Below are 24,195 nucleotides of genomic sequence, written 5' to 3'. Positions count from 1 at the left end.
CCGCCTTGACTGGCGGCATGTATCGAAACCCGCCGTCAGTACGAACGAGGATCCGCCGGGCGATCCGCACCGCCTCCCGACCGGGGCCGTGGAAGCGCGGCCGGGTGCTCACCGCGGTGGCGCTGCTGCTCGGCCTGCTCATGCTGCTGCACGCCGGGATCACGGACCGCGCGGGCCTCGGCAGCCTGGTGGAGACCTTCCTGCCCTGGTTCGGCCTGCTCGTCCCGGTGCTCCTCGCCGCGGCCCTCCGGCGCCGCTCCGCCTCCGCGGTGCTCGCGCTGCTCCTGCCGTCCGTGGTGTGGCTGAACCTCTTCGGCGGGCTGCTCGGGGACAAGTCCCGCCCGGGCGGCGACCTCACCCTGGTCAGCCACAACGTCGACGCCGGCAACCCCGACCCGGCCGGCACCGCCCGCGATCTGGCCGCCTCCGGGGCGGACGTACTGGCGCTGGAGGAGATCACCCCGCAGGCGAAGCCGCTCTACGAGGAGGGCCTGGAGAAGGCGTACCCGTACCACACGGTGCAGGGCACGGTCGGGTTGTGGAGCAGGATGCCGCTGTCGGACACCCGGCCGGTCGACATCAAGATGGACGCCGGGCCGCTGGGCGACACCAAGCCGGTCGACGTCAAGATGGCCTACAACCGGGCGCTGCGCACCACGGTGGCCACGGACCAGGGGCCGCTCGCGGTGTACGTGGCCCACCTCGGGTCCGTACGCGTGCTCCCCAGGACCGGCTTCTGGACGGGCAGCCGGGACCGCGGCGCGAAGGCGCTCGCCGAGGCCCTCGCAGCCGAGCACAACGAGCGGGTGGTGCTGCTCGGCGACCTGAACGGCACGACGGGCGACCGCGCGTTCGACGACATCACCTCGCGGCTGCGCTCGGCCCAGGACGCGGCCGGGGACGGCTTCGGCTTCAGCTGGCCGGCGAGGTTCCCGGTGGCGCGGATCGATCAGATCCTGGTCCGCGGGGTGGAGCCGAAGAACTCGTGGGTGCTGCCTGCCACCGGCAGCGACCACTTGCCGGTGGCGGCCGCCATCAGCTGAACGGACGGCCGGACGAGTGGGCGTGGGCTCCCGCCTCTCACGGCGAGGCTCCGTAGCGGGCCGCGACCTCGGAGGCGCGGTCGCGCAGGCGGGTGCGCAACGACTGCGGGGTCAGGGCTTCCGCGTCCGTGCCGAGCTGCCACAGCGCCCATTCGGCGTGCCGGAAATCCTGGAAGGTCACCTCCAGCCGCAGCCGGCCGTCCGGGGCGGGTTCCTCCGCGCGGACGGCCAGCGCGGTGTCCAGCAGTTCCTCCCGCCGCGCCGGGTTCACTCGTAGCAGCACGGTGATGTGGTCGCCGACGGAGAGGAACCGGGCGGAGCGGTCCCGCCAGATCCGGTCCAGATCTACCTGGTTCGGCCGCTGCGCCGCTTCGGGGAGTTCCTCGGCGGCCAGCACCCGCGACAGCCGGTACGTGCGGTCCGCACCGGCTCGCGTGGCCAGCAGGTAGGCCCGGTCGCGCACGGTGACCAGGCCGATCGGGTCGACCGTGCGCCACTGGGGTGCCTGGCCCGTGGCCGCGTAGTGGATGCGCAGCTTGTGTCCGGCGAGCACGGCGCGCCTGACCTCGACCATGGTGGTGCGGGGAACCTCCTCGGTGACCGTCCGGCGGGAGAGAAGGTCGGTCTCCGGGTCGACGAGAAACCGCTGAGCCGCGTCGCTCGCGGAAGCCCGGTGGCTCTCGGGCAGTGCGTCGACCACCTTCCGCATGGCCGAGGCGAGCGCCGAACCGAGGCCGAACACCTGCTCTCCGCGCCCCGATCCGGCGGTCAGCAGGGCGAGGGCCTCGTCGTGGTTCAGCCCGATGAGCTCGGTACGGAAACCGGGCGACAGCGCGAAACCGCCGTGCCTGCCGCGTTCGGCGTAGACCGGGACCCCGGCCGCGGACAGCGCCTCGATGTCGCGCAGCACAGTGCGGGTGGACACCTCCAGCTCGCGGGCCAGCGTGTCCGCCGTCAGGCGGCCGCGCTGGCGCAGCAGGAGCACCAGAGAGACCAGCCGGTCGGCGCGCATCCGAGAACTTTATCGGAATACATGACAGAGGGTGTCGTGATCTGTTGCGAGGCTCGTTCACACGACGTCGGAGCCGGTGGCCACCGAGCCGATGGACGTACGTACTTCCCATGAATCGAATGGAGCTGACGTGGCGATGGAACGAACGGCGATCAACCCGGTGACGTGGTCGAAGGAGATCGGATTCAACCAGGGCGAGGTCGTCACCGGGCACACCCGGACGCTGTACATCTCGGGGCAGACCGCGATGAGCGGCGACGGCAAGCCCGAGCATGACGGTGACATGGCAGCCCAGTTGGCGCTGAGCACCGACAACCTGGAGGCCGTGCTCGGCGAGGCCGGCATGACCCTCGCGAACCTCGTGCGGCTCAATGTCTACACGACCGACGTCGACCTGCTCTTCCAGCACTACGGCGTGCTGGCGGCGCGGCTGGGCGCCGCCGGCGTGGCGCCGACCTCCACGCTGCTGGGAGTGGTGCGACTCGCGCTCCCCGGGCAGATGGTCGAACTGGAGGGCACCGCAGTCGCGTGAGCGTGGCGCGGACCGCGTCAGCTGTCGGGAGGGGCGGGCAGTCTGCGGAGTTCGAGGAGGGCTACCGAGATCTTCACCGCGGTCGAGATCGTGAGGGCCTGGAGGAAGGGCATGCCCATGAGCCACAGGGCCACCATCATGACCGTGAGCACCAAGAAGGCCGCTAGCAGATTGGTCCGCCGGATCGCGGTCCGCAGGTGTCCGGCGCGGTTGCGGCGCTGATCCGCCGCGCCGGTCGGGCGCACGGCGGCGTCTTCCTCCTCGGCCTGCGGCATCGGCTGCTGCCCTTCACTCGGGTCTGTCTCCGGCTACGAGTCTTGGGCGCGCCCCGGGGTACTGCCAGTGCCGGCGCTCGTCCCCGCCGCCAACCGAGGTACAGGTTCACCTCACCGGCGGGCCGTTCACCGCGGGCCGCGGGTCGGTGCTGTCCGCGCCCAGGCCCGCGAGGAGGCGCAGCCCGTCCTCGGCGGGGCTGCCGGGGGCCGCGGAGAGCACCAGCAGCTCCATGCCCGATTCGTCGGGCAGCGCGAAGTTCTCCTGGTGCAGCTCCAGCACCCCGACCAGCGGGTGCCGGTACGCCTTGCCGCGGGTGCGCCGGCGACCAGGTCGAGGACCCGCAGCAGCTCCGGCCGGACCCTTCCGCCAGGCGCCTTCACACGGCGGCGGCGCTGCCGGGCGAGCCGGCCCAGGTGCCCGCGTTCGGTCTCGTCGAGGCCGAGGACGCGGGCGAGCGAGTCGAGGACCTGCTCGGAGGGCTGGGTCGCGCGGCCCTGCTCCAGCCGCACGTAGTAGTCGACGCTGACTCCGGACAGGTGCGCGACCTCCTCGCGGCGCAGCCCCTCGACACGGCGGCGGCTGTCGGTGGGGATGCCGACGGCCGCCGGGTCGGGCCTTCGACGCCGGGACGCTCACCCCGGACGTCTTCGCCGAGCAGGCCGCACGGGCTTCGGACTGCACGTGCGCGGCTGACCGCCGGCGGGGGACAGGGAGATCGGAGCCTTCATCGGGATTCGCCGGACCCGGCCCGTTCGGCAGCCGTAGCGTGGGGACACGCGTCGCTGCACGCCCTGTCACCCGGGAGGATCCTGTGCCATCGTCCTACGACCCTCAGTACGCTCCGGCCGGCGATGTGGGCGCGGCGCTCATGGTGATCGACTCCCGACTCAAGGCGATCTACGACGGCAGCACCGATTCCGGCCCCGAACAGCGGCTGCTGATGGACCAGTTCATCGCGTCCCTGGGGCCCGGGGGAGTCGATGACCTGCTCGACGGCACCTGCACGCTCATCTACATGTTCATGACGTGGCTGCGGAAGACGCACGAGGACCACGACAAGGACGTCATCGAGTACGTGGTGCCCAACCTCGTGGCCACGATGTGCACGATGTCCAGGAGCGTCCGGCCCGAGGCCATCCCCACCATGGCCGGGATGGTCATCGCGGCGGCCACGGGCCTGAGCCCCAGCCTGTGGCGCCGGCAGTACGGGGAGTGGACCGAGGGCGAGATGAATGCCCTGGAGGCCACCGCCCTCCTGCTGGCGGAGCACATCAACCGGATGACGGGCGACCGCGACTCCGCCACCCGCCTGATCAGCAGCGCACTGTCCAGCGCGGAACAGGACTGAAACCGGCGCTCGCGAAATCCGCGGGCGGTCGCACCCGCACTCGGGCCCGCACTCGGGCCCGCACCCGCACCCGGGCCCGCACCCGCACCCGGGCCCCTGAACCGTCTCGGGGGCCGTGTCGGGGTCGGCCCCGGGTCGGTCCCCGATGTGGGGCGCGGGCGCCCTCCGTAGCGTCATGGACATGGCGAAGATGGGGAGCAGGGGCAACAGCGGCAACAGAGACAACAGCGGCAACAGAGACAACAGCGGCAACAGAGACAACAGCGGCAACAGAGACAACAGCGGCAAGCGCCCGATGCCGCGCTGGAAGCGGGCGCTGCTCATCGTCGGCTCGCTGGTCGGGGGCTTCGCCCTCGTCATCGGCGCGCTCTTCACCTGGCTCTACACCGGAGCCGAAGTGTCCACCGTCGGCGCGGTGGACTTCCGCAACGCCCTCGCGGTGCCGCCCCTCGCCGCGTCCACGGTGGAGGCGGACGGGACCCGTGTCTTCGACCTGCGGATGCAGGCGGGGGAGACCGAGTTCACCCCCGGGACCAAGACCCCGACCTGGGGATTCAACGGCAGCTACCTCGGCCCCACCCTCCGCGCGGCCAAGGGCGAGAAGGTCCGGGTGAAGGTGGCCAACACCCTGCCCGAGGAATCCACCGTCCACTGGCACGGCATGCACCTGCCCGCCGCGATGGACGGCGGCCCGCACCAGATGGTGCCGGCGGGCGGCAGCTGGGCCCCCGAGTGGAAGGTCGACCAGCCGGCCTCGACCCTCTGGTACCACCCACACCCGCACGGCGCGACCGAGACGCACGTCCAGCGCGGACTCGCGGGCCTGTTCCTCCTGGACGACGCGGAGTCCGCGGCCCTGCCCCTGCCCAGGACGTACGGGATCGACGACATACCGGTCATCGTCCAGGACGTGACCTTCGACGGCGCGAAGCTCGACCACGGCCACGAACTGATGCGCAACGTCGGATTCCTCGGCGACCGGACGATGGTCAACGGCACCCTGGACCCGTACGCCACCGTCCGGGACGAACTGGTCCGGCTGCGCCTGCTGAACGCTTCCACCGCCCGCGTGTACACCTTCGGCTTCGACGACGGCCGCACCTTCCGGCAGATCGCCTCGGACGGCGGCCTCCTCGAAGCCCCGTACGCGACCGACCGCCTGCGCCTGTCGCCGGGGGAGCGCGCGGAGATCGTCGTACGGATGCAGCCGGGCGAGCGGACGGTCCTGCGCTCCCACCCCCTGGACGCGGGCCTTGACTTCTGGAACCAGCGCTTCGGGGGCGGCGACGACTCCTTCGACGTGATGCAGCTGCGCGCGGCGCCCACCCTGAGGCCCTCGGCGGAGCTGCCGGGCGCGCTGGTGGCATCGACGCTGCCCACGGGCCAGGACTCGGTCCGCAGCCGCTTCTTCGAGCTCAAGATGTCCGGCATCAACGGCCGGAAGATGGACATGTCCCGCGTGGACGAGACGGTCACCCGCGGCACGGCCGAGACCTGGACGCTGCGCAACGACGACGGGATGCCGCACAACTTCCACGTCCACGACGTGCAGTTCCGCATCCTCGACGTCAACGGCGCCGCCCCGCCGCCCTCGTTGCGCGGTCCGAAGGACACCGTCTTCGTCCCCTCGGGTTCGACGGTCAGCATCGCCATGCGCTTCGACGGCCCCGCGGACCCGGACACCCCGTACATGTACCACTGCCACCTGCTGTACCACGAGGACAAGGGCATGATGGGCCAGTTCGCGGTCGTCGACCCCGGCGGGCCGGCGGCCGCGCCGAATCCACCGCCCGCGTCCGGCTCGCACCGGCACTAGGTCGGCCGGCCCCGTCAGGGGGACGGGCTCGCGGGGGGCTTCGGCCGGGTCGTACCGGGCAGGCAGGTGACCGCCGGGTTGTACGTCGCGAAGGTCCCCGAGGGGTTCTTCTTCCAGAGCCACAGGTGCAGGGCGTAGTGGACGGGCTGACCGGGGAAGTTGCCGCGATGCGGGCCGGTGAAGGGCCTGCCGAGCAGCGTCGGTCGGTCATCGTCCGTCCCCGTGTCCTGGTCGCGGTCGTAGACGACCCACTGGACGCCGAGGAGGCGTTTGCCCCCGTGCCCGTCGTCCTCGTAGTAGAGGGCGGCGGGCTTCGCCGGGTCGACGGAGTTGTCGTACGCGTGGTTGAAGTGCGGGTAGCCGAGGGCGCCCGACCCCGCCCGGTCCACGACGCAGTACTTGTCCGGGACGTAGCCCGCCTTCACCGCGGCGGCATGCCGCTGGAACGGGGCGGTGGCGCGGTAGACGACCGCGCGCTGGGCGCTCGCCCTGCCGGTGTCGATGCCGGCAGGGGACGCGGAGGCCGGGGCGGCGGCGGCCGCGAAGGCGAGGGCGGCGGCCGCTGCGAGGGCCGGGGCGGGACTGCGGACCATGCGCGGACTCCTCGGTGAAGGGCTCGTAGCGAGCAGGATGTCCCGCGTCCGCCGGGCCCGCCACACGGCCGGACCGGACGGCTGACCCCCTGCCTCGAAGGAACCAAGGACCGTTTCGCGGGCGGTCCGCGCGGGGAACCGGTGTGTCCAGTCCACAGAACACCGATGCCCCGAAGGGACGCGGAACATGGCGCAGGAGAATGCGGCACCGAACGGCGGCCAGCCGCTGCAGGACCTCGTGTCGGCCGTGTCCAGGGGCGCGCCGGAGTTCCGCGCATGCCCCTACCCCGCCTACGCCGCCCTGCGCGAGCAGGCACCGGTCTGCCGCCTGACGCCTCCGCACGGGGTCGACACCTACCTCATCACCCGCTACGACGACGCCCGTGACGCCCTGTCGGACCGGCGCTTCAGCAAGAACATGCGCGGGGCCATGGACACGTACCACGCGGTGTTCGGCAGCTTCTTCGACGCGCTGGACGACAACGTGCTCTTCTCGGACCCGCCGCGCCACACGCGGCTCCGCCGCGTCCTCAGGAGCGCCTTCACCCCCCGGCGGGTGGAGGACATGCGAGCACGGATCACGGAGATCACCGAGGGCCTCCTGAAGGAATGCCGCAAGCGCAACGCGGTCGACCTGATGTCCTCCCTGGCGTTCCCGCTTCCCGTCGCGGTCCTCTGCGAGTTGCTGGGGATCGAGGAATCCGACCGTCCCGAGATCCTGGAGCAGTTCGGGGTGGTGACGCGGTCCAGGTTCAACCCCAAGCTGAAGGCGGAACTGAAGGCGGCCGAGGAGTGGCTGCAGAAGCGCCTGGGACAGATGGTCTCCCACATGCGGGCCAACCCGTCGGACTGCTTCCTCAGCGACCTCATCACCGCGGAGGAAGGGCTCGACGACGCGGACCTGGTCGCGTCGATGTGGGTCCTGTTCTTCGCCGGCCACAAGACCACGGCCTTCCAGATCGGAAACTCCGTCCTCGACCTCCTCCTCAACCCCGACCAGCTGGAGAAGCTCCGCAGGGATCCGTCCCTGATCCCCGGCGCGGTCGAGGAACTCGTACGGTTCGACGGATCGGTCGAGACCTCGACGTTCCGGTACGCGGCCGAGGAAGCCGAAATCCGGGGAACCGTGATCCCCAGGGGCACTCTCGTCCAGATCGCGATCTCCTCGGCGAACCGGGACCACGAGAAGTTCGAGTCCGCCGACGTCCTGGACGTGACCCGCGAGGGGATCCAGGGGACGCACCTGGGTTTCGGGCACGGGACGCACTACTGCCTGGGAGCCCCGCTGGCACGGCTCGAACTCGAGATCGCGCTCGCCTGCCTGCTCCGGGAGTTCCCCGAGATGGAGCTGGCCGACGAGGAGGAGAGCGGCGCGGCCTGGCTCAAGGGCCCCGTCGCGGCGTTCCGGGGGCTGGAGCGGCTCCACGTCGTCCTGGAGCCGTCGCGGCCGATCGAGGACCTGGCCATGACGCCGACGGTCTCCGTCAAGTAAACGAACCGATGGGTGGTGGAACGGCATGCCCAATTCCGGGAGCACGTCCGGCCTGAACTTCGAGGAGCTGTCCGCGGACAAGGTGCCGGTCCCAGCCGTCGTGGGCGCCGGAGAGCAGGTGCGCGAGGTACCCGCGGCAGGCGGCGCCGCGCCCGGGGACCCGGACCACGGGCAGGGAGCTCAGCCGAAGATCGACATGCACCACCACTTCTGCGCTCCGGAATGGCGCGAGTGGGCCGCACAGCACGGGCTGATCGATCCCGCACAGCTGCCCCGATGGGCGCACCTCGGCGCCGAGGACGCCGTCCGCTTCATGGACGCCGCGGGGATCGGGACGGCCGTGCTCAAACCCATGCTGCCCGCGCGCTACCGTTCATCGGCGCAGCTCCGCGAAGCCGTCAACATCACCCTGCGTTCGATGATGAACGTGGCGCAGGAGCATCCGGCCAGGTTCTCGTTCTACGTCCCGCTGTTCCTGGACGACCTCGAAGCATCCTCGTGGGCCGTGCGCCGCGGACTCGGGCAACTCGGCGCCGTCGGCGTGAACGTGACGGCCAATTACGGGGGCGTGTACCTCGGAGATCCCGCCTACGACCAGATCTTCGCCGAGCTGAACGACTTCTCGGCCGTGGTGGACACCCATCCGCACCACCTGCCGGGGGGCCGGCCCGGGGCGATGACGGTTCCCGGCATCCCCAACTTCATGTGCGACTTCCTGCTGGACACCACCCGGGCCGCCGTCAACATGATCAGCAGGAGGACCCTGGACCGCTTCCCCGACATCTCCGTCATCCTGCCCCACGCCGGCGGGTTCCTGCCGTACATCGCCCACCGCCTCCAGGCCCTCGGACGGTTCTGCGACCCGCCGGTCGACCCCGCCGCCGTCCGCCACCACCTGGCACGCTTCTACTACGACACGGCAGGGCCCATGGCGCCGGCCGCGACGCTCCTCGCCCATGTGCCCGCCGACCGCATCCTCTTCGGCACCGACTGGCCCGCCGCCCCCGCGGACACGGTCACGGACCTGGCGCTCCCCGCTCTGGAGGCGGACCCGGCCTTCACCCCCGAGCAGCTGAGGGGGATCTACCGCGAGAACGCCCTGCGCCTGATTCCACAGCTGGCAACGGTCTGACCCCGCCGGGACCGCGACCGGACCCCGCGCCCGGTCGGGCGCGGGGTCCGGCGCGTACGGGGTACGGGGTACGGGGCCTGCGGCCTGCGACGGCTACGAGCCGGTCACCGCGGCCCGTCGGGCGTGGCGCCGGGGCCCGCCGGGGCGGGGCGGCCGGGGAGGAAGAGGGAGCCGACGGCCGCACCGGAGGTGAAGAGGGCGGCGAAGAGGAAGGCGTGGCCGTAGCCGGCGGTGAGGGCCTGCACCCCGGGGCTGACGTGGCCGCCGACGGCCCGGGAGGCGATGGCGGCGAGGATCGCGAGGCCGAGTGCGCCGCCGACCTGGCGGGAGGTGTTGACCAGCCCCGAGGCCAGTCCCGCTTCGCGCGGCTGGATGCCGGTGGTGGCTGCGGCGGTGACGGGCAGCATGGACATCCCCAGCCCGAGGGCGCAGAGCACGAACGGCGCGGCCACGTCGGTGGTGAAGGAGCCCCCGACGGCGATGCGCGAGAGCCACAGGAAGCCGAAGGTGCTGACGGCCATGCCGGTGACCAGCAGGGGGCGCGGGCCGATGCGGCGCACGAGGTGGGTGGAGGTCCGGGTGCCGAGGATGACCGCGAAGCAGCCGGGCAGGAACAACAGGCCGGCCTTCAGGGCGCTGAAGCCGAGCACCTGCTGCATGTAGAGGGAGAGCAGGAACCACATCGCGAACATGGCGGAGCCCACGCAGATCATGACCAGGTTGGCGATGGCCAGGGTACGGCGGCGCAGGACGGCGAGGGGGACCAGCGGGGCGGCGACCTTCGACTCGATGACGACGAAGGCGGCCAGGAGCAGGATGCCGGCGGCGAGCGCCGCCCAGACCTGGGGGGAGGCCCAGGACGAGCTCTCGGTGGAGATGATCCCGTAGACCAGGGCGGTCAGGCCGACGGTGACCGACAGCGCGCCCGGCAGGTCCAGGCGGCTCAGCCCGCCGCGGCTGCCGTGCGTGGCGGGCGCGTAGAGGAACGCGGCGGCGAGGATCGCGATGCCGATGGGCACGTTGACGAAGAAGACCCAGCGCCAGCCGGTGTACTCGGTCAGGAGCCCGCCGACCACCGCGCCGGCCGCGCCGCCGACGGCGTTGACCGAGCTCCAGGCACCCATCGCGCGGGTGCGGGCGCGGGGCTCGGTGAAGGTGGTCATGATCAGCGTCAGGGTCGCGGGGGCGAGGACCGCACCCCCGAGGCCCTGGACGGCCCGGGCCGCGATCAGCGTCGTGCCGTCGTCGGCGAGTCCGCAGGTGAGCGAGGCGGCGGTGAAGATGCAGAGGCCGACCATGAAGGTGCGGCGGGCGCCGACCAGGTCGGCGGCCCGGCCGCCCAGGAGCAGCAGCCCGGCGAAGCCGAGGGTGTAGGCGTTGACGATCCACTGCTGGCCGGCCGGGCTCAGGCCGAGTGAGGTCTTCATGTCCGCGAGGGCGACGTTCACGATGGAGACGTCCAGCACGACCATGAACTGGGCCGCGCAGGCGATCAACAGGATCATCGCCGTCCGCGCGCCGCGGCGCGCGGACGGCGCGGGTTCGGTGCCGATCGCGGGCGGAGCACTTGCCATGGGGTTCCTCCGGGGCGGTGGACGGGGTTCGGGTCGGGAACAACCCCCACCGCATGTCTGCCCCCGCACGCGACCGCCGTCCCAGACGCGCGGCAACCGGGTGACCGGCGCCCGCTACGGCGGCCCGCACCGGTTGGCGGTGCGCGCCGAGGGGGCGGGCGTCAAGGGACGTTCGTGAGCGATCGGGCAGACAAGGGCATTTCCCGGCCAACCGGCCCACTGCGCACCCGACATCGGCACCACCGGGACTCCCCGGTCACCTGCGGAACACCATCCGTTCAACATCAACTACTCTGACCCGAGCCGCCAGAGGCGTTCAAGATCGGGCCAATGCCCCCTCGATTCGGCGTGCCAAGAACACCGCACCGTACAGGTGATGATCCTCGAAGGGAGTTTGCCCGCACATGACCATTCGGTCCGCCTACATACCGTGCCGCAGCTCGTTGAAGACTGCGGCGGACACCACCGCCTGGACCGTGGTCCCCGGCCCCGTGGCCCGGGCCGCCTCCGCGACATCGGCGCAGCCGACCGGCGAAGAGCTCCTGCCATGTCACTGACCCGCCGCACCGTCCTCGGTGCCGTGGCCGCCGCGGCAGCCGCCCCGGTCCTCGCCCCCGCCGGAACCGCACTGGCAGCCGGCCAGCAGGACGCCCTCGTGGACGGCCCCATCGGCGAGCGCCTGCCGACTGGCAGCCGGAGCACGCAGAACAGGTTCGATCTGCGAGCCGAGCCCGTCGATCTGTTCTCCAAGGAGATCCGACTCACCCAGGGCAGGGTGCACCAGCAGGTCGCCTTCGATGCGGTGACCGGCCTGGCCTACGTGACGCAGCTCATCAGCGACGGTCGCCAGCTGGCGGACGAGCCCGCTCCCGTACCCGGCGCCGATCGCGACCGCCGCGGTGACCTGTGCATCAACGAGGTCACCGCCGACGGCACGGTCCGCGCCGTCATGTACCTGAGGGGCTTCGGCCACGGCGGCGGACTCGGCGTAGAGCATGCCGACGACCGCACCTGGCTGTGGCTGGAGACCGACGCCGCCCCCGTCAGCAGCGGCTTCGCCTACGGCAAGCGCATCGGCCGTGTCGCGTTCACGCCCGGCGCCATCCTCGACGCGGGAAGCAGCCAGATCGAGGTGTTCGACCCCGTACCGGGGGCCTCCGGCATCACGCCGTCCCTGGACGTCGAACACGGCCGGATCGGTGTGCGCCACGCCTCCGGCGCCGGGGAGTACCGCATCTACGACCTCGCCGCCTTCAAGCGCCGCGCGTTCACGCCGCTGTACACCTTCCCGTCCTGCTACCGCACCCAGTCGTGGTGCCTGTACGGGGACCTCGTCTATCAGAACGAGGGCAACGCCTACGGGCCCACCAACCCGGCTCCCGGCAACTCCTGGTGGAACGTCTACGACGTCGTCACCGGCCAGATGATCGAGCGACGCTTCAACGCCACCGCTCTCGACCTTTCCCACCGCGAGACCGAATCCATCACTGTCCGCCCGACGTCCAACGGGCCGCAGCTTGTGTTCGGTTTCGCCACCCAAGAACCAGGACCGCGCCGCATGGCCCTTTACGGCATCACCAGCACCACCGACGGCACCAGCGACCACGTCCCGTGGACCAATCTGGACTACGACACCGCCGTCTACGTCCCCAACTCCGGCAACTACGTGCCGCAGTACCGCCAGCTGGGCAACCGCATCGACCTGCACCTGCGGCTGTCCCGCGTCGACGGCGCCGCGTGGACGAACGGGGAGAAGATCCTCACTCTCCCGCCGCACATCCGCCCCAACCGGACCCAGGGCCTGATCGGCCAGGTGAGCGGTGCCGGGGTCTCCGACTCCCTCACCGTCCGCTGGGAGGTCCTCTCCGACGGCTCGCTGCACGTCTACGACCAGCGCAAGCTCACCGGCTGGATAGGCCTCGACGGCGGCTATTTCACCAGCTGACCGCTTCCAGGGGGATCGGCCCCTGAGCCTCGGGACGGGTCGGTCTCCCACGCCACGAGCGGGAGACCGACCCGTCCGTCAGTCCGGGCAGTACGCCCCCGACGCGACCCGCACGAAACTCCGTTCGTCAACACGGGGGTGGCGCGCGACGCACGTCCGGGTGTTACTTGCGCGCGCGGGCGCATTCTGGCCGATCCGGCTTCTGAGGGCGGCAAGAGTTGGGGCCATGATCATGGATCCCGATGCCAACTCCGAAACCCCCGAACCCCCCGCGACCTCCGGCGGGCCCGCACCGGAGCCCTCCCGCAGGCCCTCGCGCCGTACCGTCATCGCCGGCGCCGCCGCCGTCGCGGGAGCCGGCGGACTGACGCTCGCCTTCACCTCCGCCGAGACCTCGCAGGCCGTCCCCGGCTCCGCGGTCGCCGACTGGGACGCCTGCCTCACGATCGCCCGGGCCATCCTCGTACGCGACGAGGAGGACCAGCCGCTCGTACCGCGCTACGCCGACATCCTCCTGAAGAACGGCCTGCCCCGCTCGCGCCGCCCCGGCAAGAAGGTGCTGATCGTCGGCGCCGGGCCGGCCGGCCTCACCGCCGCCCACCTGCTGCGCCAGGCCGGTCACCAGGTCACCGTCATCGAGGCCAACGCCAACCGGGTGGGCGGCCGCATCAAGACCTTCCGCGCCGGCGGCCACGAGAACGCCGCCCCGCCCTTCGCCGACCCCAAGCAGTACGCCGAGGCCGGCGCGATGCGCATCCCCGACAGCCACCCGCTGGTCACCGGACTGATGGACGGCCTCGGCCTCAAGCGCCGCCGCTTCCACCTGGTCGACGTGGACGGCGCCGGCCGCCCCGCCTACCGGACGTGGATCTACGTCAACGGCATCCGCGTCCGCCGCGCCGACTACGCGCGCGCCCCGCAGGTGCTCAATCGTTCCTTCGGCGTCCCGAAGGCGTACGAGGCCGTCCCCGCCTCGCAGATCGTCCGCGACGCCTTCGCCCCCGTACGCAAGGAGATCGAGGGCAAGAAGGACAAGGAGCTCGTCGAGGGCTGGGCGCGCGTCATCCAGCGCTACGGCCACATGTCGATGTACCGCTTCCTGACGGAGGAGGCCAAGCTCGACGAGCGGACCATCGACCTGATCGGAACCGTCGAGAACCTCACCTCCCGCCTGCACCTCGCCTTCGTCCACAGCTTCATCGGCGCCTCGCTGATCAGCCCCGACACCGCCTTCTACGAACTGCCCGGCGGCACCGCCACCCTGGCCGACGCACTGTACGCGCGCGTCAAGGACCTCGTACGGCTCGACCGCCGCGCCACCCGCATCACCCACGGCAAGGGCAAGGTCACCGTCGAGACCGTCTCCGAGGGCCGCGGTGGCAGCCCGGTGCGGCGCGAGACCTTCGCCGCAGACACCGCGATCATCACCGTCCCCTTCTCCGGGCTGCGCCACATCCCCATCACCCCCGCGCTCTCCTACGGCAAGCGGCGCGCGGTCACCGAACTGCACTACGACGCCGCCACCAAGGTGCTGCTCGAATTCAGCCGCCGCTGGTGGGAGTTCGACGAGGCCGACTGGAAGCGCGAGCTCGAGGCCGTGCAACCCGGCCTGTACCGGAAGTACCAGACCGGGCAGACCCCGGCGACCGGATCCCTGCTCGGCGCCCACTCCTCCGTACCCGAGGGCCACATCACCGCCGGTCAGCGCTCCCACTACGCCGCCAGCCGCGTCGTCACCCGCGACCAGCCCGAGGCGGCCGACGTCATCGGCGGCGGCTCGGCCACCGACAACCCCAACCGCTTCATGTTCCAGCCCTCCTACCCCGTCGAGGGCAGCGCCGGCGGCGTCATCCTGGCCTCGTACAGCTGGTCGGACGACGCCCTGAAGTGGGACTCCATGGACGACGAGGAACGCTACCCGCGCGCCCTCGCCGGGGTCCAGGAGGTGTTCGGGCAGCGCATCGAGGTGTTCTACACGGGCGTCGGCCGCACCCAGTCCTGGATGCGCGACCCGTACGCCTACGGTGAGGCGTCCGTTCTGCTGCCCGGCCAGCACACCGAGCTGTTCCCCCACGTCCGCAAGCCTGAGGGCAGCCTGCACTTCGCGGGCTGCCACACCTCCATCAAGCCCGCCTGGATCGAGGGGGCCCTGGAATCCGCGGTGCGGACTGCCCTGGAAGTGCACACGGCGTAGCAGCGCCCCCGGCGGCGCCGGTCCGTCAGCTCTCGGCGAGCACGATCAGCCAGTCCTCCTCGGAGAACCGGACCCGTTGTCGCTTGTCGGGGTTGATCCGCACCCCGTAGTCGGGGCCCGTGGCGCTCCGCGCGCGCAGCCGGTACCCGACCGCGCACTCCCGGCGCCGCCGCGCCGACTCGACGGCGGTGCCGAAGGACACCTCTTGACCGGCCCGGACGTAGTCCGTGGCCGGCTTGAGGTGGAACTCGTGGCCCTCCGCCGTGAACAACTCCTGGAAGACCTCGGCGAGATACGGGCTCTCCGAGATCTGGGTCATCAGGAGGCTGATCAGCCGGCCGCTCACGATGAAGTCGGCGCCCTCCCGGGCGGGTGCGAGGACCCGGTTGCCGTCCTCGGACATCTCGGTGGTGAGCGCCGGTTCCCGCCGGGCGGCGTCCCCGATGGCCCGCAGGTGCAACAGGGTGACCAGGGTCCTGTCGTCCGCCAGGGCCTCCGGATCCTCGGTCACGCCCACCGCCTCGAAAGCAGGGCCCGCGGCCGAGGGCTCCGTCTCGCCGATCACGATCACGCTGTCGTACGAGGGCACGTCCACTTTGGCCAGGGTGAGCGGGTCGGTGATGTCCCCCGCGTGGAAGGAGACTTCGAGGCGGGACAGCGCGGGGGCGACGGCGCGGGCGTCGAGCGTGGCGGCGTACTCGCCGAGCGCCACGACATCGAGGGTGGTTCCCGGGCTCACGTACTGGTCGAGTTGCTCGATGACGAGCGGGGCGCGGCGGTTCCAGCCGAGCAGGAGGAGGCGTTCGGCCTCGGCGGTGCGGGGCCCGGCCGTCACGATGGCCGCCTCGTCGACGTGGGAGGCCACGTCCGCCCGTACGGCCGTGTCGTCGTCCCGGGAGATGACGATGATCCGGTCGGCGGGACCGATCACCGCCCCCGGATCCGGATTGAGGGTGACCCTCCCGTCGGCGTGCAGCAGCCCGACCGCCGAGGACGTGGCGAACGACAGCAGGGCCGCGCCGAACGTACGCCCCACGAGGTCCTGGGCGGCGACCGGGTAGAACTCGTCGCCCTCGAAGTCCAGCAACTCCGAGTAGACGAGCGAGAGTCCGGGCTGCCGGGCCGTCTGGACGAGGAGCCGGGCGACGATGTCGTCGACGCACAGGACGTGCCCCGTGGGTCCGGCGGCCAGCCTGGCGGTCATGTGGTTGCGGGAGTCACGGACGGCGGCGACCACCACGGCTTCTGCCTCCCCCTGGCTGTCACCGGACCCGGACCCGGACCCGGCTCCGGGGACGGCTGCGGCGAGGGCGAGCAGGGTCTTCACCACATGGGCGTCACCGGTTTCCCCGGCCGGAGGCAGCACCAGCACCGCCTTGGCGGTGCGCGGACTCACTCGGCGCAGCTCTGAGGGATCGGTGGTGCTGCCGTTGCGGCAGATGATCCGTGTCCTGCCACTGGCGCCGACGCGGGTGGAGATCTCCTCCTCCATCCACACCTTGTCCTGCGGGGCGAGCACGGCGACGGCGGAGCGGCGCTGGTTCGCGTTGGCGGTGATCAGCTCCCCGATCACCGGAAAGACCTGGTCCGACCATCCCAGGACGACGGTGTGCCGAGTCTCCAGCACGGTGGAGTGACCCAGGCGCAGCGACATGATGCGGCGGTTGATGCCCGTGGTGATCAGACTGACCAGGGTCGACACGAAGAGCAGCGCCACCAGTGCGAGGGACACGGAGGCCAGCACGTGGACCGGGGAGCCGACGGCGCCCCCGATCTTCAGCGTCTGGCCGACGCTGACCCAGACGGCCGCGAGCCGCCCGGCGAGCGTGGCCGGAGCGGCCCGGTCGGACCACACGAGAACCACGCTCGCCGGGACGACGACGGCGAGGCAGGCCAGGGCGAGCCAGCCGATGAGTACGGCCGTGCCCCCCGACACCAGATGGTCGAACCGGTACCGGAGGCGGAGCCGGAGTGACGTCGTGTGCTGCTGCGTCACACAAGCTCCCGTACGTGAGTCGACGCGTGGATCGGAGCGGCTGCCCGCTCCGGAAGCCACCCTAGGCAGATCTCCGCATCCACCCCCCCGTGGTGGCGCCCGACCTCACTCAGAGGTATGAACGAACGCACGCCCCGGCCGGACTCCGGCCGGCTCAGGCCGGGAAGGAGATCGAGCCCAGCGGCGGGCAGGGCATGAGCATGGTTCCGGCGCCGGGGCGTTCGACGAAGGCCCGGGCGTCGGCGGCCCGCTGGTACCGGGATTCCAGGTTGTCGGCGTGCCAGGCGTCGCGCCTGGCCCGGGTGTAGTCCCACGTGTCGTCGATGAGGCTCAGGCTGGTGTTGCCGGAGCTGCGCTGGAACTCCGCCTTCAAGGCGGCCGATGTTGTCGATGCTCGCTTGCTGGGCGTCCTCCGTCATGATCTGCATCTCCTGGTGCAGCCAGAACAACTCGTCGAGGTCGGCCTGGGTGATGCGCATCCGCTGATAGAGGGCCTGGAAGCGGGGATCGTCGTGCAGCGGACGTGCGGGGGCGGCGTGGAGCACCACGCAGTCGTTGAAGCCGGCCGTCACCGCGGCGTCGAGATGGAAGACGGCCGGGTCCGTCTGACCGCGGGCGATGGCCACGACACTGAGGTTCCAGTGGGCGGCGGCGACGAGCCAGGTGCCGTCGGGGCCGAGCGCGGCGGCGCGCGCGACGACGTCCTGGAGGCTTGCGACGGGGTCGGCGGCGGTCGAGGAGGAAACGTTTCGCCCCGGAGTCACCGGGGGGAGGCCGTGGGTCATGAGCGCCACCAGCAGTTCGTGAACACGACTGGCCAGTGAGTTGACGGTGTCGACCATGGATCTCCTCGGACCTCGGTGTAGAGAAGCGGTGTTGAACCTGTGACAACTCCCGCAGGGTAAGCGCCGCTGTCACGAACAGGGGGCAACTTCGGTTCCCTGAACGGATCGTCGGACCGGTACCTGCATGCGCCACCGGTCTGCCCCGGACGAAGGTGTCCGGGGCAGACCGGTGGCGGGTGGTCAGGCGCTGCTGTCCGTGAGGTGGCGGGTGCGCAGTGCCGAGAACTCGTTCAGGCGGGCGGTCAGCCTTCCGTGACGCCCGAAGTGGATGCCGTTCCGGTGGGGTTGTTCACTCCTGTGGTCGTGGTCGTCGGTGTGCGATTCGTCGTTCTCGGTGGTGCCGGGTGCCACGAGTCCGGCGGCGGCCGGGACCCACAGCAGCCCGGGGTTCCTGCCCGCGCGCCGCGCAGGGGTGTCGCCCGGTGCCGCGGTTCGGGTGGGAGGCGCGGCTCGTCCGGCAGCGCGGGTGTCGGGGCCCGTACGGACGCCGGGGTGGCCCTGGCGCCCGGTTTCGACCACCGGAGGGGCGGAGGCCAGGAGCAGCGACAGCAGCAGCCCGGTGGCCTGGTCGCTCAGGACCCGCGCGATCCCGAGCAGCCGGTGCCGCTGGGCCACGGGCAGCGACAGGGCGACGCACCCGGCCTGTCCTCCGATGCCGAGCGGTACGGCGACGCACACCTCCTCGCCGGAGTACTCCAGGAGGTCGAACTGGACGGCCTGCGGGCCGTGGTGGTCGATGGACCGGAACAGCGCCGAGGGCTCGGTGATGGTCCGCGGGGTCAACTGGACGGCCTTGCGCCGGGCGAGGTGGTCCATGCGGCTGTCGAAGTCGAGCTGGTGCAGGAGGCTCTTGCCGACCGCACTGGCATGGGCGGCGGCCCGGAAGTCGACCCATTCCTGGACCCGCGGCGCCGAGGGCCCGTCCGCGCAGTGGGTGATCGACACCTCGCCCTGCTCGTAGGTGCCCAGGTACACCGCGGCGTCGACCGTGTCGCGCAGCCGCCCCAGGGCGCGGTGCAGGATGCTCTGCGGCCGGACCGGTCCCGGTTCGGTGGACATCATCTTCAGCAGGGGGCCGGCCATGTAGGACGCGTCGGGAAGGCGCTCGACCAGACCCTGCCCGCACAGCCAGAGCAGTAACTGCTCCAGTACCCGGTGGGGCAGGCTGGTGCGGGTGCGGATCCGCTCGCTGTCCACCGGCCGGCCGGCGGAGGCGATGACGTCGAGCACGTCCAGGACCCGCATGGCCGATTCCCACCGCTGCCGCCCCAGCGGCTCGTTCATCTGCTGGGCGGCGGAGGCCACCGCCGCAGCCCGCAGGGCGTACGGGGAGTACTGCTGCGCAGTGGCACCGCCGGCCGGAGCCGGGGCCGGAGCCGGGTCCGGGGCGGGCGGCGGCGGCGCGGCCGCCACGGGCGGGACGGGGCGCGGGGACGGCGGGTAGGAGTCGAGGAGCTGAGCGACCGCGGGGACGTAATCGGGATCCTGCCAGGCCACCGGCTGGTCCTGCGCCCGGGGCAGCTCCGCCCGGGCGTGGAGGTCCAGCAGGATCCGCGCGTCACCGTGGCCGAACCGGGCCGCGGCCTCCAGGACCCCGAGTACCTCTTCTCGGACGGTCGCGGCCCGGCCGCGGTCGTACGCCTCCCGCCACAATGCCACGGCCAGCCGGAAGGCGGCTCCGGGATGCAACTCCATGCAGGCGTTCTTGAGCCAGGTGACTGCCAGGCGCCCATCGCCGAGCCGGAGTGCCCGGCTGCCCATCCGGTAGCAGGAATTCGCGTGCTCGTGCCTCGCCAGTGCGTCCGGCCCGACAAGTAGGCGGCCCCAGTCGCCCTCGGGCCGGTCCCAGTAGTCCCTGCGCGGCCGCTGACCGGGCATGCGCTCGGCGGCTGCACGCGGCCCCCAGGGCCTCAGGAGCGTCTGTCCGATGTCGTTCCTGATCATGCCAGTCACGCGTCCTCTTCCCCGCGCCGGTGCTTCCTGTGGTGTCCCCAGCGGATGAAGGACTGGAGCTCGTCCGTGCAGCGGAGGTCCCTGGATGCCTTGCTGCTCAGGGAGCGGACCTGCGCGGGCGGGGTCTGCAGGTCTACCGCGATCGTGTTCTCATCGTCGCCCTGGATCTGGGCCTCGGCGACGGCTTTGCGCTTTGAAGGCTTCATGTTCGCTATCGCCTCGAGCGCGAGGAGGAACGCCGGATCGGGTGGCGTCAGCAACTCGTGCTGGTGCACTCCCCGCTCTTCGGCCAGCGGAAGCAGCGCCTCGTCCTCCAGCGGCCGCTCCGGCGAGCGCAGCGCGTCCACGGCGATGTTCCTGGCAACCTGCTTCATGTACGGGAGGACGGGACGGTCCGGGTCGTTCCGGCCCTCCAGCCACACCCGCAGCGTCCTCTCGTGCGCCTCTTGAGCGAGTTCCTCCCAATAGTCGTGCATGCTCGGGTAGGCGGTCCGTAACGCGGCCATCACTTTCCGGCCGTACTCCTCGGCGTGGTCGCTGAAATGGAGCCGTACGGCCTTCTGGCGCCGGCGCTCCTCGTCCTCGGAACTACTGCTCACCATGGGCCGCTCTCCTCCTGCCCGTCGTGCGCGGACCCGGTGACGGTGTTCCACACCGTCACCCGGCCGCCCTCGGGCAGCTCGTAGCGGATCACCACAGTCGCCGTACGGGCGCACGGCCCGCACCGTGCCGGTGCGCCCACACCGTGCGCGGCGGGGCGGCGCGCGAACCGTCGCCCCATCTCCGCGGCCCAGGGCTGGCAGAACGCGGCGGCCACGGGGACCGAGCCAGCCACGACCGAGAGCAACTCGGTCCAAACCGGGGGTGTCAATTCAGGCTCCAGATCTTCCTGCTCGGAACGACGCAACCTGCGTCACACCACTACTACGAAGCCCCGGCCGTGGAATTGCCCGGCGACCGATGATGACCGCAATCGCCCGCATGTGATCACGGCGCCCACTCGCGAGCGGGCCGGTCCGGTGCGGTCGGAACTGTGGCAGGATGCTGCAAATGATCTCCAGCTCAGGCATACCCGCAGTCGTCCCGGCGGGTCGGATGGCCGCCCTGGACCAGCCGACCCTCGGCCTTCCGGGCGGCCTGGAACTGCGTCCCTGGCAGCTCGCCGACGCCGAGGTGCTGGTGGCGGCCGGTCAGGATGCCGGGGTGCGGCAGTGGAACCGCCTGTTCGTGGAGACCCGGGAAGAGGCGCAGCAGCGGATCGAGCGCATGCACGAGCGCTGGCGGGCCGAGCTCAGCGCGATCTGGGCCATCGCACGACCGGGCGGGGCGGCCGTGGGGCTCATCGGCTGGGGCGACATCGACCTCGTCGGCGGCAGCGCCGAGATCGTCTACTGGATCCTCCCCTCGGCCCGCGGTGGCGGTGTGGCCGTCGAGGCCGCGAAGCGCGCCAGCGAGTGGGCCCTGAACGACCTCGGCCTGCATCGCCTGCGCCTGTGCCACTCGGTCGCCAACCCGGCGTCCTGCCGTGTCGCGGAGAAGGCCGGCTACTCGTACGAGGGCACCATGCGCAGCGCGCTGCTGCACGCGGACGGATGGCACGACGAGCACCTGCACGCTCTCGTCCAGGGCGACCCGAGGTAGCAGCCACCCGCAGCCGGGCCCCGACGGTGACAGACCGTCGGGGCCCGGCTGTTCGCGGCAGTCGTGACCGGTAGCCGATACCGGTAGCCGTTACCTGTAGCGGTAGAGGATGCGGCCGCGGGTGAGGTCGTACGGGCTGAGTTCCACGATCACCCGGTCGAAGGGGAGGATCTTGATGTAGTTCTTCCGGATCTTCCCGCTGATGTGGGCGAGGACCTTGTGCCCGTTCTCCAGCTCCACCCTGAAGGTGGCGTTACGCAGACACTCGATGACGGTGCCCTCGGTTTCGAGGGCGCCTGCTGTTCTCGGCAAGTTCGCTCACTTTCCCGTGCTGTGACGGTGAGTTTGGTTGATGAAATGAATTGCGGTGTACGCGCGGTTCCCGTGGCGCGTCAGCGGCGCACCAACTCCAGGTTGCAGCCTGCAGGTTGGGTGGCCACGCTCTCGAACAGCGCCATGGCCGCAGCGTTGGCCTCGTCGACTTCGGCCCGTGCGGCCGCGACCCCGGAGCGGTGCAGCCCGCCCAGGACCGAGGCCAGCAGCGCCCTGGCGATGCCGTGGCGGTGCTCATCGGTCCGGACGGCGATCAGGCCGATGCGCGGCTGCCGGGGTACGGGCGCCAGCCGGACCATCCCCACGTAGCGATCGGCCCGCACTGCCACGGCGTACTTCGACGGGTCCACGACGATGGCTCCGGCCGGGATCGGCACCTCGGCCGGCATCCGCTGCCAGCCGACCACGGCCCCGACCTCGTCGCGAATCGCGCGGTCCAAGGCGCACAAGGGATCGTACTCCGCCTCTCCGACGGGCAAGATCCGTACACCCGAGGGGAGTTGCGCGGAGCCGAGGCCGGTGGTCCCCGGGTCGGTGGGCACGAGGTACTCCCGCTCCCGCCGACCGATCGTGAAGCCGGCCCGCTGCCACCCGGATGCCGAGTCGAGGTCGCCCTCGCCGACCAGGGCGTGCAGCGGGGCCGGAAGGTCCGCCACCATCGCGGCGGCGAGCCGGTCGAATGCCGCGGCGTGCCAGGCGTCGACGCTGAGGAAGAGGCGCCCGTCGGGTCGGCGCGAAGCATCGCCCCGTCCGACCTCCCGGCCGTCCTCGACGGCGTGCCATTGGTGTTCCGCGACCCGGGAGATCGCTACGGCGGGATCGTCCGTGCCGGGAGTGGGAGGCATGGGATTCATAGGTGTCGCCCTTTCGTGAGTGCCCTGTCCTGAGGCACTCCCGGCGACGCCTGCGTCAGCCGCCCACCGTGACGGAAAGGGGGAGTACCCACCTGCATACAGCGTTCATGGGTCTCACCTCCGGGTGTTCGGTCACGTCCTCCGGCACCGTACCAACCGGCGCCGGCCCGCCCAACTCCTTTTTTCGACGGACCGAAGCCCGGCCGGCGGGGGGCATGACAGCGGTACGACGGCTCCCGTTCCGCCCCTGTGATGTGCCGCCCTGCACCGTGGGGGCATGAGAGAACACATCGGCGCGACGATCGAGATCGTCGGCGTACACAAGCGCATCGGGTCACAAGTCGCCCTGTACGCACCTCCGCCGCCGACCGGGCGTGCGCGGTGCTGCACGGCGCCGGGGCCGGCGTGTCCGCGGACACCGCCGAGCGCGGCACCCCGGTGCCGTTCGCCGAGGTGTCGGCGCACCGCGCGACCCTTGAGGAGGCCCACATGCGGCTCACCCGGGACGCGGTGGAGTACGCCGGGCCCGCGACGGCGGGGGAGTCGGCGCGATGACCCGTACGGAGACCTTCGCGCGGCTGCTGCGCGCCGAGTGGACGAAGCTGCGTACCGTACGCGGCTGGGTGCTCGCCGTCGCCGGTGCGGCCCTGGCCACGGTGCGCGACCCGCCTGGACGCGCTGCCCATCGGCCCGTGGACAGGCCTGGGCGTCCTCGCGGCGTGGACGGGGGCGGCGCTGCTCGCCGGCGGCCTGCTGGTGCCGCGCCGTGACGCCTAGCGGGTGGCGGTGGGGGTGGCGGTGGCGGTGGGGGCCGCCTGCGGGGCCGCGGGGGTGCTCGGGGCGCCCGTGGTGCCGGGGGTGGACGGCGTGGCGCTGGGCGACGGGCTCGCCGGGGTGCAGACGACCTCGTCGCGCGGGGTGTAGTGAGTACGGAAGGTCTCCCGGCCGACCTCCCGGCCGCCCCGTACGAAGACGCGGTCGACGGAGACGTCGAACCCCTCCAGGGGGGTCTGCGCCTCGCAGTCGGGGCCCGTCTCGGTGCGCTTGGCCGGGGGCGTGATGTGGGTGCGCGGGCTGTGGGTCGCGCGTATCTCGTCGTACTTCTTCGTGCCCAGCAGGGTGATCGTCACCGAGGTGTCGGTGGACGTGGCCCGGATGCGGACGGGGTGCCCGGAGTCGTTCTGCCAGCGCAGGTCGAGGGTGCCCCAGGCGACGGTGGCCTCGCGGCCCTCGGGGTAGCGCTCGATGTAGAAGGAGTGTGCCCCGTGCTCCACCGGCTTCAGGCCCGCGAAGAACATGGCGTTGTACATGGTCGTCGCGACGGCGGAGACGCCGCCGCCGGGCGCCTTCACGTAGCGGCCGTCGTTGATCATGATTCCGTCGACGAAGCCGTTCTCCGGGGTCCGCTCGCCGACCGTCTTGTTGAAGCTCCAGATCCCGCCCGGGCGCACGACCCCGCCGTTGATCAGCTCCACGGCGCGAGCGATGTTGTGGGTGCGGTACGGCGCGGCCGGGAAGCTGACCGTGAAGGAGGACAGCTTCTGCCCGGCCTCGGCGACGACGGCCCGGTTCGCGGCGCGGTCCGCGGTCCCGTCGGCGGCCGCCGCGGCGGAGGC

The 24,195-nt window shown here is 71.5% G+C and carries 23 protein-coding genes and 2 pseudogenes; 12 read left to right on the top strand and 13 right to left on the bottom strand.

Features of this window, described 5'->3' with window-relative positions:
- Nucleotides 1–17 precede the first annotated feature (17 nt).
- Nucleotides 18–1,043, top strand: coding sequence for an endonuclease/exonuclease/phosphatase family protein (locus AB0M99_RS03540; protein WP_365916978.1), 1,026 nt, complete (start codon nt 18–20; stop codon nt 1,041–1,043).
- A gap of 37 nt (nt 1,044–1,080) precedes the next feature.
- Here the strand turns inward: AB0M99_RS03540 and AB0M99_RS03535 are convergent, their stop codons facing one another.
- Entirely contained in the window at nt 1,081–2,055 is a 975-nt protein-coding gene (locus AB0M99_RS03535) for a WYL domain-containing protein (RefSeq protein WP_365916977.1), read from the bottom strand.
- A gap of 136 nt (nt 2,056–2,191) precedes the next feature.
- Between AB0M99_RS03535 and AB0M99_RS03530 the strand changes: the two genes are divergently transcribed.
- Nucleotides 2,192–2,587: a RidA family protein gene (locus AB0M99_RS03530; RefSeq protein WP_365917157.1), complete on the top strand. Its 396-nt coding sequence runs from the start codon at nt 2,192–2,194 to the stop codon at nt 2,585–2,587.
- A 17-nt stretch (nt 2,588–2,604) separates the two neighbouring features.
- On the opposite strand, the gene AB0M99_RS03525 is transcribed toward AB0M99_RS03530, so the two are convergent.
- Both AB0M99_RS03525 and AB0M99_RS03520 read right to left on the bottom strand, forming a co-directional pair.
- Entirely contained in the window at nt 2,605–2,862 is a 258-nt protein-coding gene (locus tag AB0M99_RS03525; RefSeq protein WP_365916976.1) for a hypothetical protein, read from the bottom strand.
- 106 nt (nt 2,863–2,968) lie between these two features.
- Nucleotides 2,969–3,492 (bottom strand): annotated as a pseudogene (locus tag AB0M99_RS03520) (helix-turn-helix domain-containing protein); the annotation flags it as partial.
- Between the two features lie 182 nt (nt 3,493–3,674).
- On the opposite strand from AB0M99_RS03520, the gene AB0M99_RS03515 reads away from it, so the two are divergent.
- Together AB0M99_RS03515 and AB0M99_RS03510 are read left to right on the top strand one after the other, a co-directional pair.
- Nucleotides 3,675–4,211 carry a hypothetical protein gene (locus tag AB0M99_RS03515; protein ID WP_365916975.1) on the top strand — a complete coding sequence of 179 codons (537 nt, stop codon included), beginning with the start codon at nt 3,675–3,677 and terminating at the stop codon, nt 4,209–4,211.
- Nucleotides 4,212–4,392: 181 nt separating this feature from the next.
- A complete protein-coding gene (locus AB0M99_RS03510) occupies nt 4,393–6,027 on the top strand; it encodes a multicopper oxidase domain-containing protein (RefSeq protein WP_365916974.1) in 1,635 nt (544 codons plus the stop codon).
- 14 nt (nt 6,028–6,041) lie between these two features.
- Here the strand turns inward: AB0M99_RS03510 and AB0M99_RS03505 are convergent, their stop codons facing one another.
- A complete protein-coding gene (locus tag AB0M99_RS03505) occupies nt 6,042–6,620 on the bottom strand; it encodes a hypothetical protein (protein WP_365916973.1) in 579 nt (192 codons plus the stop codon).
- A gap of 187 nt (nt 6,621–6,807) precedes the next feature.
- Between AB0M99_RS03505 and AB0M99_RS03500 the strand changes: the two genes are divergently transcribed.
- Nucleotides 6,808–8,112: a cytochrome P450 gene (locus AB0M99_RS03500; RefSeq protein WP_365916972.1), complete on the top strand. Its 1,305-nt coding sequence runs from the start codon at nt 6,808–6,810 to the stop codon at nt 8,110–8,112.
- Nucleotides 8,113–8,137: 25 nt separating this feature from the next.
- A complete protein-coding gene (locus AB0M99_RS03495) occupies nt 8,138–9,244 on the top strand; it encodes an amidohydrolase family protein (RefSeq protein WP_365916971.1) in 1,107 nt (368 codons plus the stop codon).
- Nucleotides 9,245–9,348: 104 nt separating this feature from the next.
- Here the strand turns inward: AB0M99_RS03495 and AB0M99_RS03490 are convergent, their stop codons facing one another.
- A complete protein-coding gene (locus AB0M99_RS03490) occupies nt 9,349–10,818 on the bottom strand; it encodes an MFS transporter (RefSeq protein ID WP_365916970.1) in 1,470 nt (489 codons plus the stop codon).
- A 547-nt stretch (nt 10,819–11,365) separates the two neighbouring features.
- Here AB0M99_RS03490 and AB0M99_RS03485 point away from each other — a divergent pair.
- Complete coding sequence (locus AB0M99_RS03485; protein ID WP_365916969.1) at nt 11,366–12,763, top strand: signaling protein; 1,398 nt, start codon at nt 11,366–11,368, stop codon at nt 12,761–12,763.
- A 226-nt stretch (nt 12,764–12,989) separates the two neighbouring features.
- Entirely contained in the window at nt 12,990–14,957 is a 1,968-nt protein-coding gene (locus AB0M99_RS03480) for an FAD-dependent oxidoreductase (protein ID WP_365916968.1), read from the top strand.
- Nucleotides 14,958–14,982: 25 nt separating this feature from the next.
- Here AB0M99_RS03480 and AB0M99_RS03475 read toward each other — a convergent pair whose 3' ends face one another.
- Together AB0M99_RS03475 and AB0M99_RS03470 are read right to left on the bottom strand one after the other, a co-directional pair.
- Nucleotides 14,983–16,953 (bottom strand): NAD-binding lipoprotein, encoded by a 1,971-nt coding sequence (locus tag AB0M99_RS03475; protein ID WP_365916967.1) that lies wholly within the window; start codon nt 16,951–16,953, stop codon nt 14,983–14,985.
- Nucleotides 16,954–17,107: 154 nt separating this feature from the next.
- Entirely contained in the window at nt 17,108–17,326 is a 219-nt protein-coding gene (locus tag AB0M99_RS03470; RefSeq protein WP_365916966.1) for a hypothetical protein, read from the bottom strand.
- Between AB0M99_RS03470 and AB0M99_RS03465 the strand changes: the two genes are divergently transcribed.
- Nucleotides 17,292–17,777, top strand: a complete 486-nt coding sequence (locus AB0M99_RS03465) for a hypothetical protein (protein WP_365916965.1) — start codon at nt 17,292–17,294, stop codon at nt 17,775–17,777. The genes AB0M99_RS03470 and AB0M99_RS03465 overlap by 35 nt on opposite strands.
- 201 nt (nt 17,778–17,978) lie before the next feature.
- On the opposite strand, the gene AB0M99_RS03460 is transcribed toward AB0M99_RS03465, so the two are convergent.
- Genes AB0M99_RS03460 through AB0M99_RS03450 form a run of 3 tightly spaced genes read right to left on the bottom strand, consistent with a single transcriptional unit; the run spans nt 17,979 to nt 20,586 of the window.
- Nucleotides 17,979–19,742 carry an IclR family transcriptional regulator C-terminal domain-containing protein gene (locus AB0M99_RS03460; protein ID WP_365916964.1) on the bottom strand — a complete coding sequence of 588 codons (1,764 nt, stop codon included), beginning with the start codon at nt 19,740–19,742 and terminating at the stop codon, nt 17,979–17,981.
- Nucleotides 19,743–19,747: 5 nt separating this feature from the next.
- Nucleotides 19,748–20,353 (bottom strand): hypothetical protein, encoded by a 606-nt coding sequence (locus tag AB0M99_RS03455; RefSeq protein WP_365916963.1) that lies wholly within the window; start codon nt 20,351–20,353, stop codon nt 19,748–19,750.
- Nucleotides 20,347–20,586 (bottom strand): hypothetical protein, encoded by a 240-nt coding sequence (locus AB0M99_RS03450; protein WP_365916962.1) that lies wholly within the window; start codon nt 20,584–20,586, stop codon nt 20,347–20,349. Before AB0M99_RS03450 ends, AB0M99_RS03455 begins: the two co-directional genes overlap by 7 nt.
- Before the next feature lie 215 nt (nt 20,587–20,801).
- Here AB0M99_RS03450 and AB0M99_RS03445 point away from each other — a divergent pair, with 215 nt between their 5' ends.
- Nucleotides 20,802–21,392 (top strand): GNAT family N-acetyltransferase, encoded by a 591-nt coding sequence (locus AB0M99_RS03445; protein WP_365916961.1) that lies wholly within the window; start codon nt 20,802–20,804, stop codon nt 21,390–21,392.
- Nucleotides 21,393–21,482: 90 nt separating this feature from the next.
- Here the strand turns inward: AB0M99_RS03445 and infA are convergent, their stop codons facing one another.
- The gene (infA, locus tag AB0M99_RS03440) at nt 21,483–21,704 is read right to left on the bottom strand and encodes a translation initiation factor IF-1 (RefSeq protein ID WP_365916960.1); all 222 of its coding nucleotides are present in this window, start codon (nt 21,702–21,704) and stop codon (nt 21,483–21,485) included.
- A gap of 80 nt (nt 21,705–21,784) precedes the next feature.
- Nucleotides 21,785–22,579, bottom strand: a complete 795-nt coding sequence (locus tag AB0M99_RS03435; RefSeq protein WP_365916959.1) for a GNAT family N-acetyltransferase — start codon at nt 22,577–22,579, stop codon at nt 21,785–21,787.
- 405 nt (nt 22,580–22,984) lie between these two features.
- Here AB0M99_RS03435 and AB0M99_RS03430 point away from each other — a divergent pair, with 405 nt between their 5' ends.
- Nucleotides 22,985–23,134 carry a hypothetical protein gene (locus tag AB0M99_RS03430; RefSeq protein WP_365916958.1) on the top strand — a complete coding sequence of 50 codons (150 nt, stop codon included), beginning with the start codon at nt 22,985–22,987 and terminating at the stop codon, nt 23,132–23,134.
- Nucleotides 23,131–23,349, top strand: coding sequence for a hypothetical protein (locus AB0M99_RS03425; protein WP_365916957.1), 219 nt, complete (start codon nt 23,131–23,133; stop codon nt 23,347–23,349). Before AB0M99_RS03430 ends, AB0M99_RS03425 begins: the two co-directional genes overlap by 4 nt.
- 3 nt (nt 23,350–23,352) lie before the next feature.
- Here the strand turns inward: AB0M99_RS03425 and AB0M99_RS03420 are convergent.
- Nucleotides 23,353–24,123, bottom strand: a pseudogene (locus tag AB0M99_RS03420) (VanW family protein); the annotation flags it as partial.
- Between the last annotated feature and the right edge of the window lie 72 nt (nt 24,124–24,195).

The sequence above is a fragment of the Streptomyces sp. NPDC051183 genome (assembly GCF_040682455.1).
Classification (GTDB): domain Bacteria; phylum Actinomycetota; class Actinomycetes; order Streptomycetales; family Streptomycetaceae; genus Streptomyces.
This window is presented reverse-complemented; position numbering and strand designations above follow the sequence as displayed.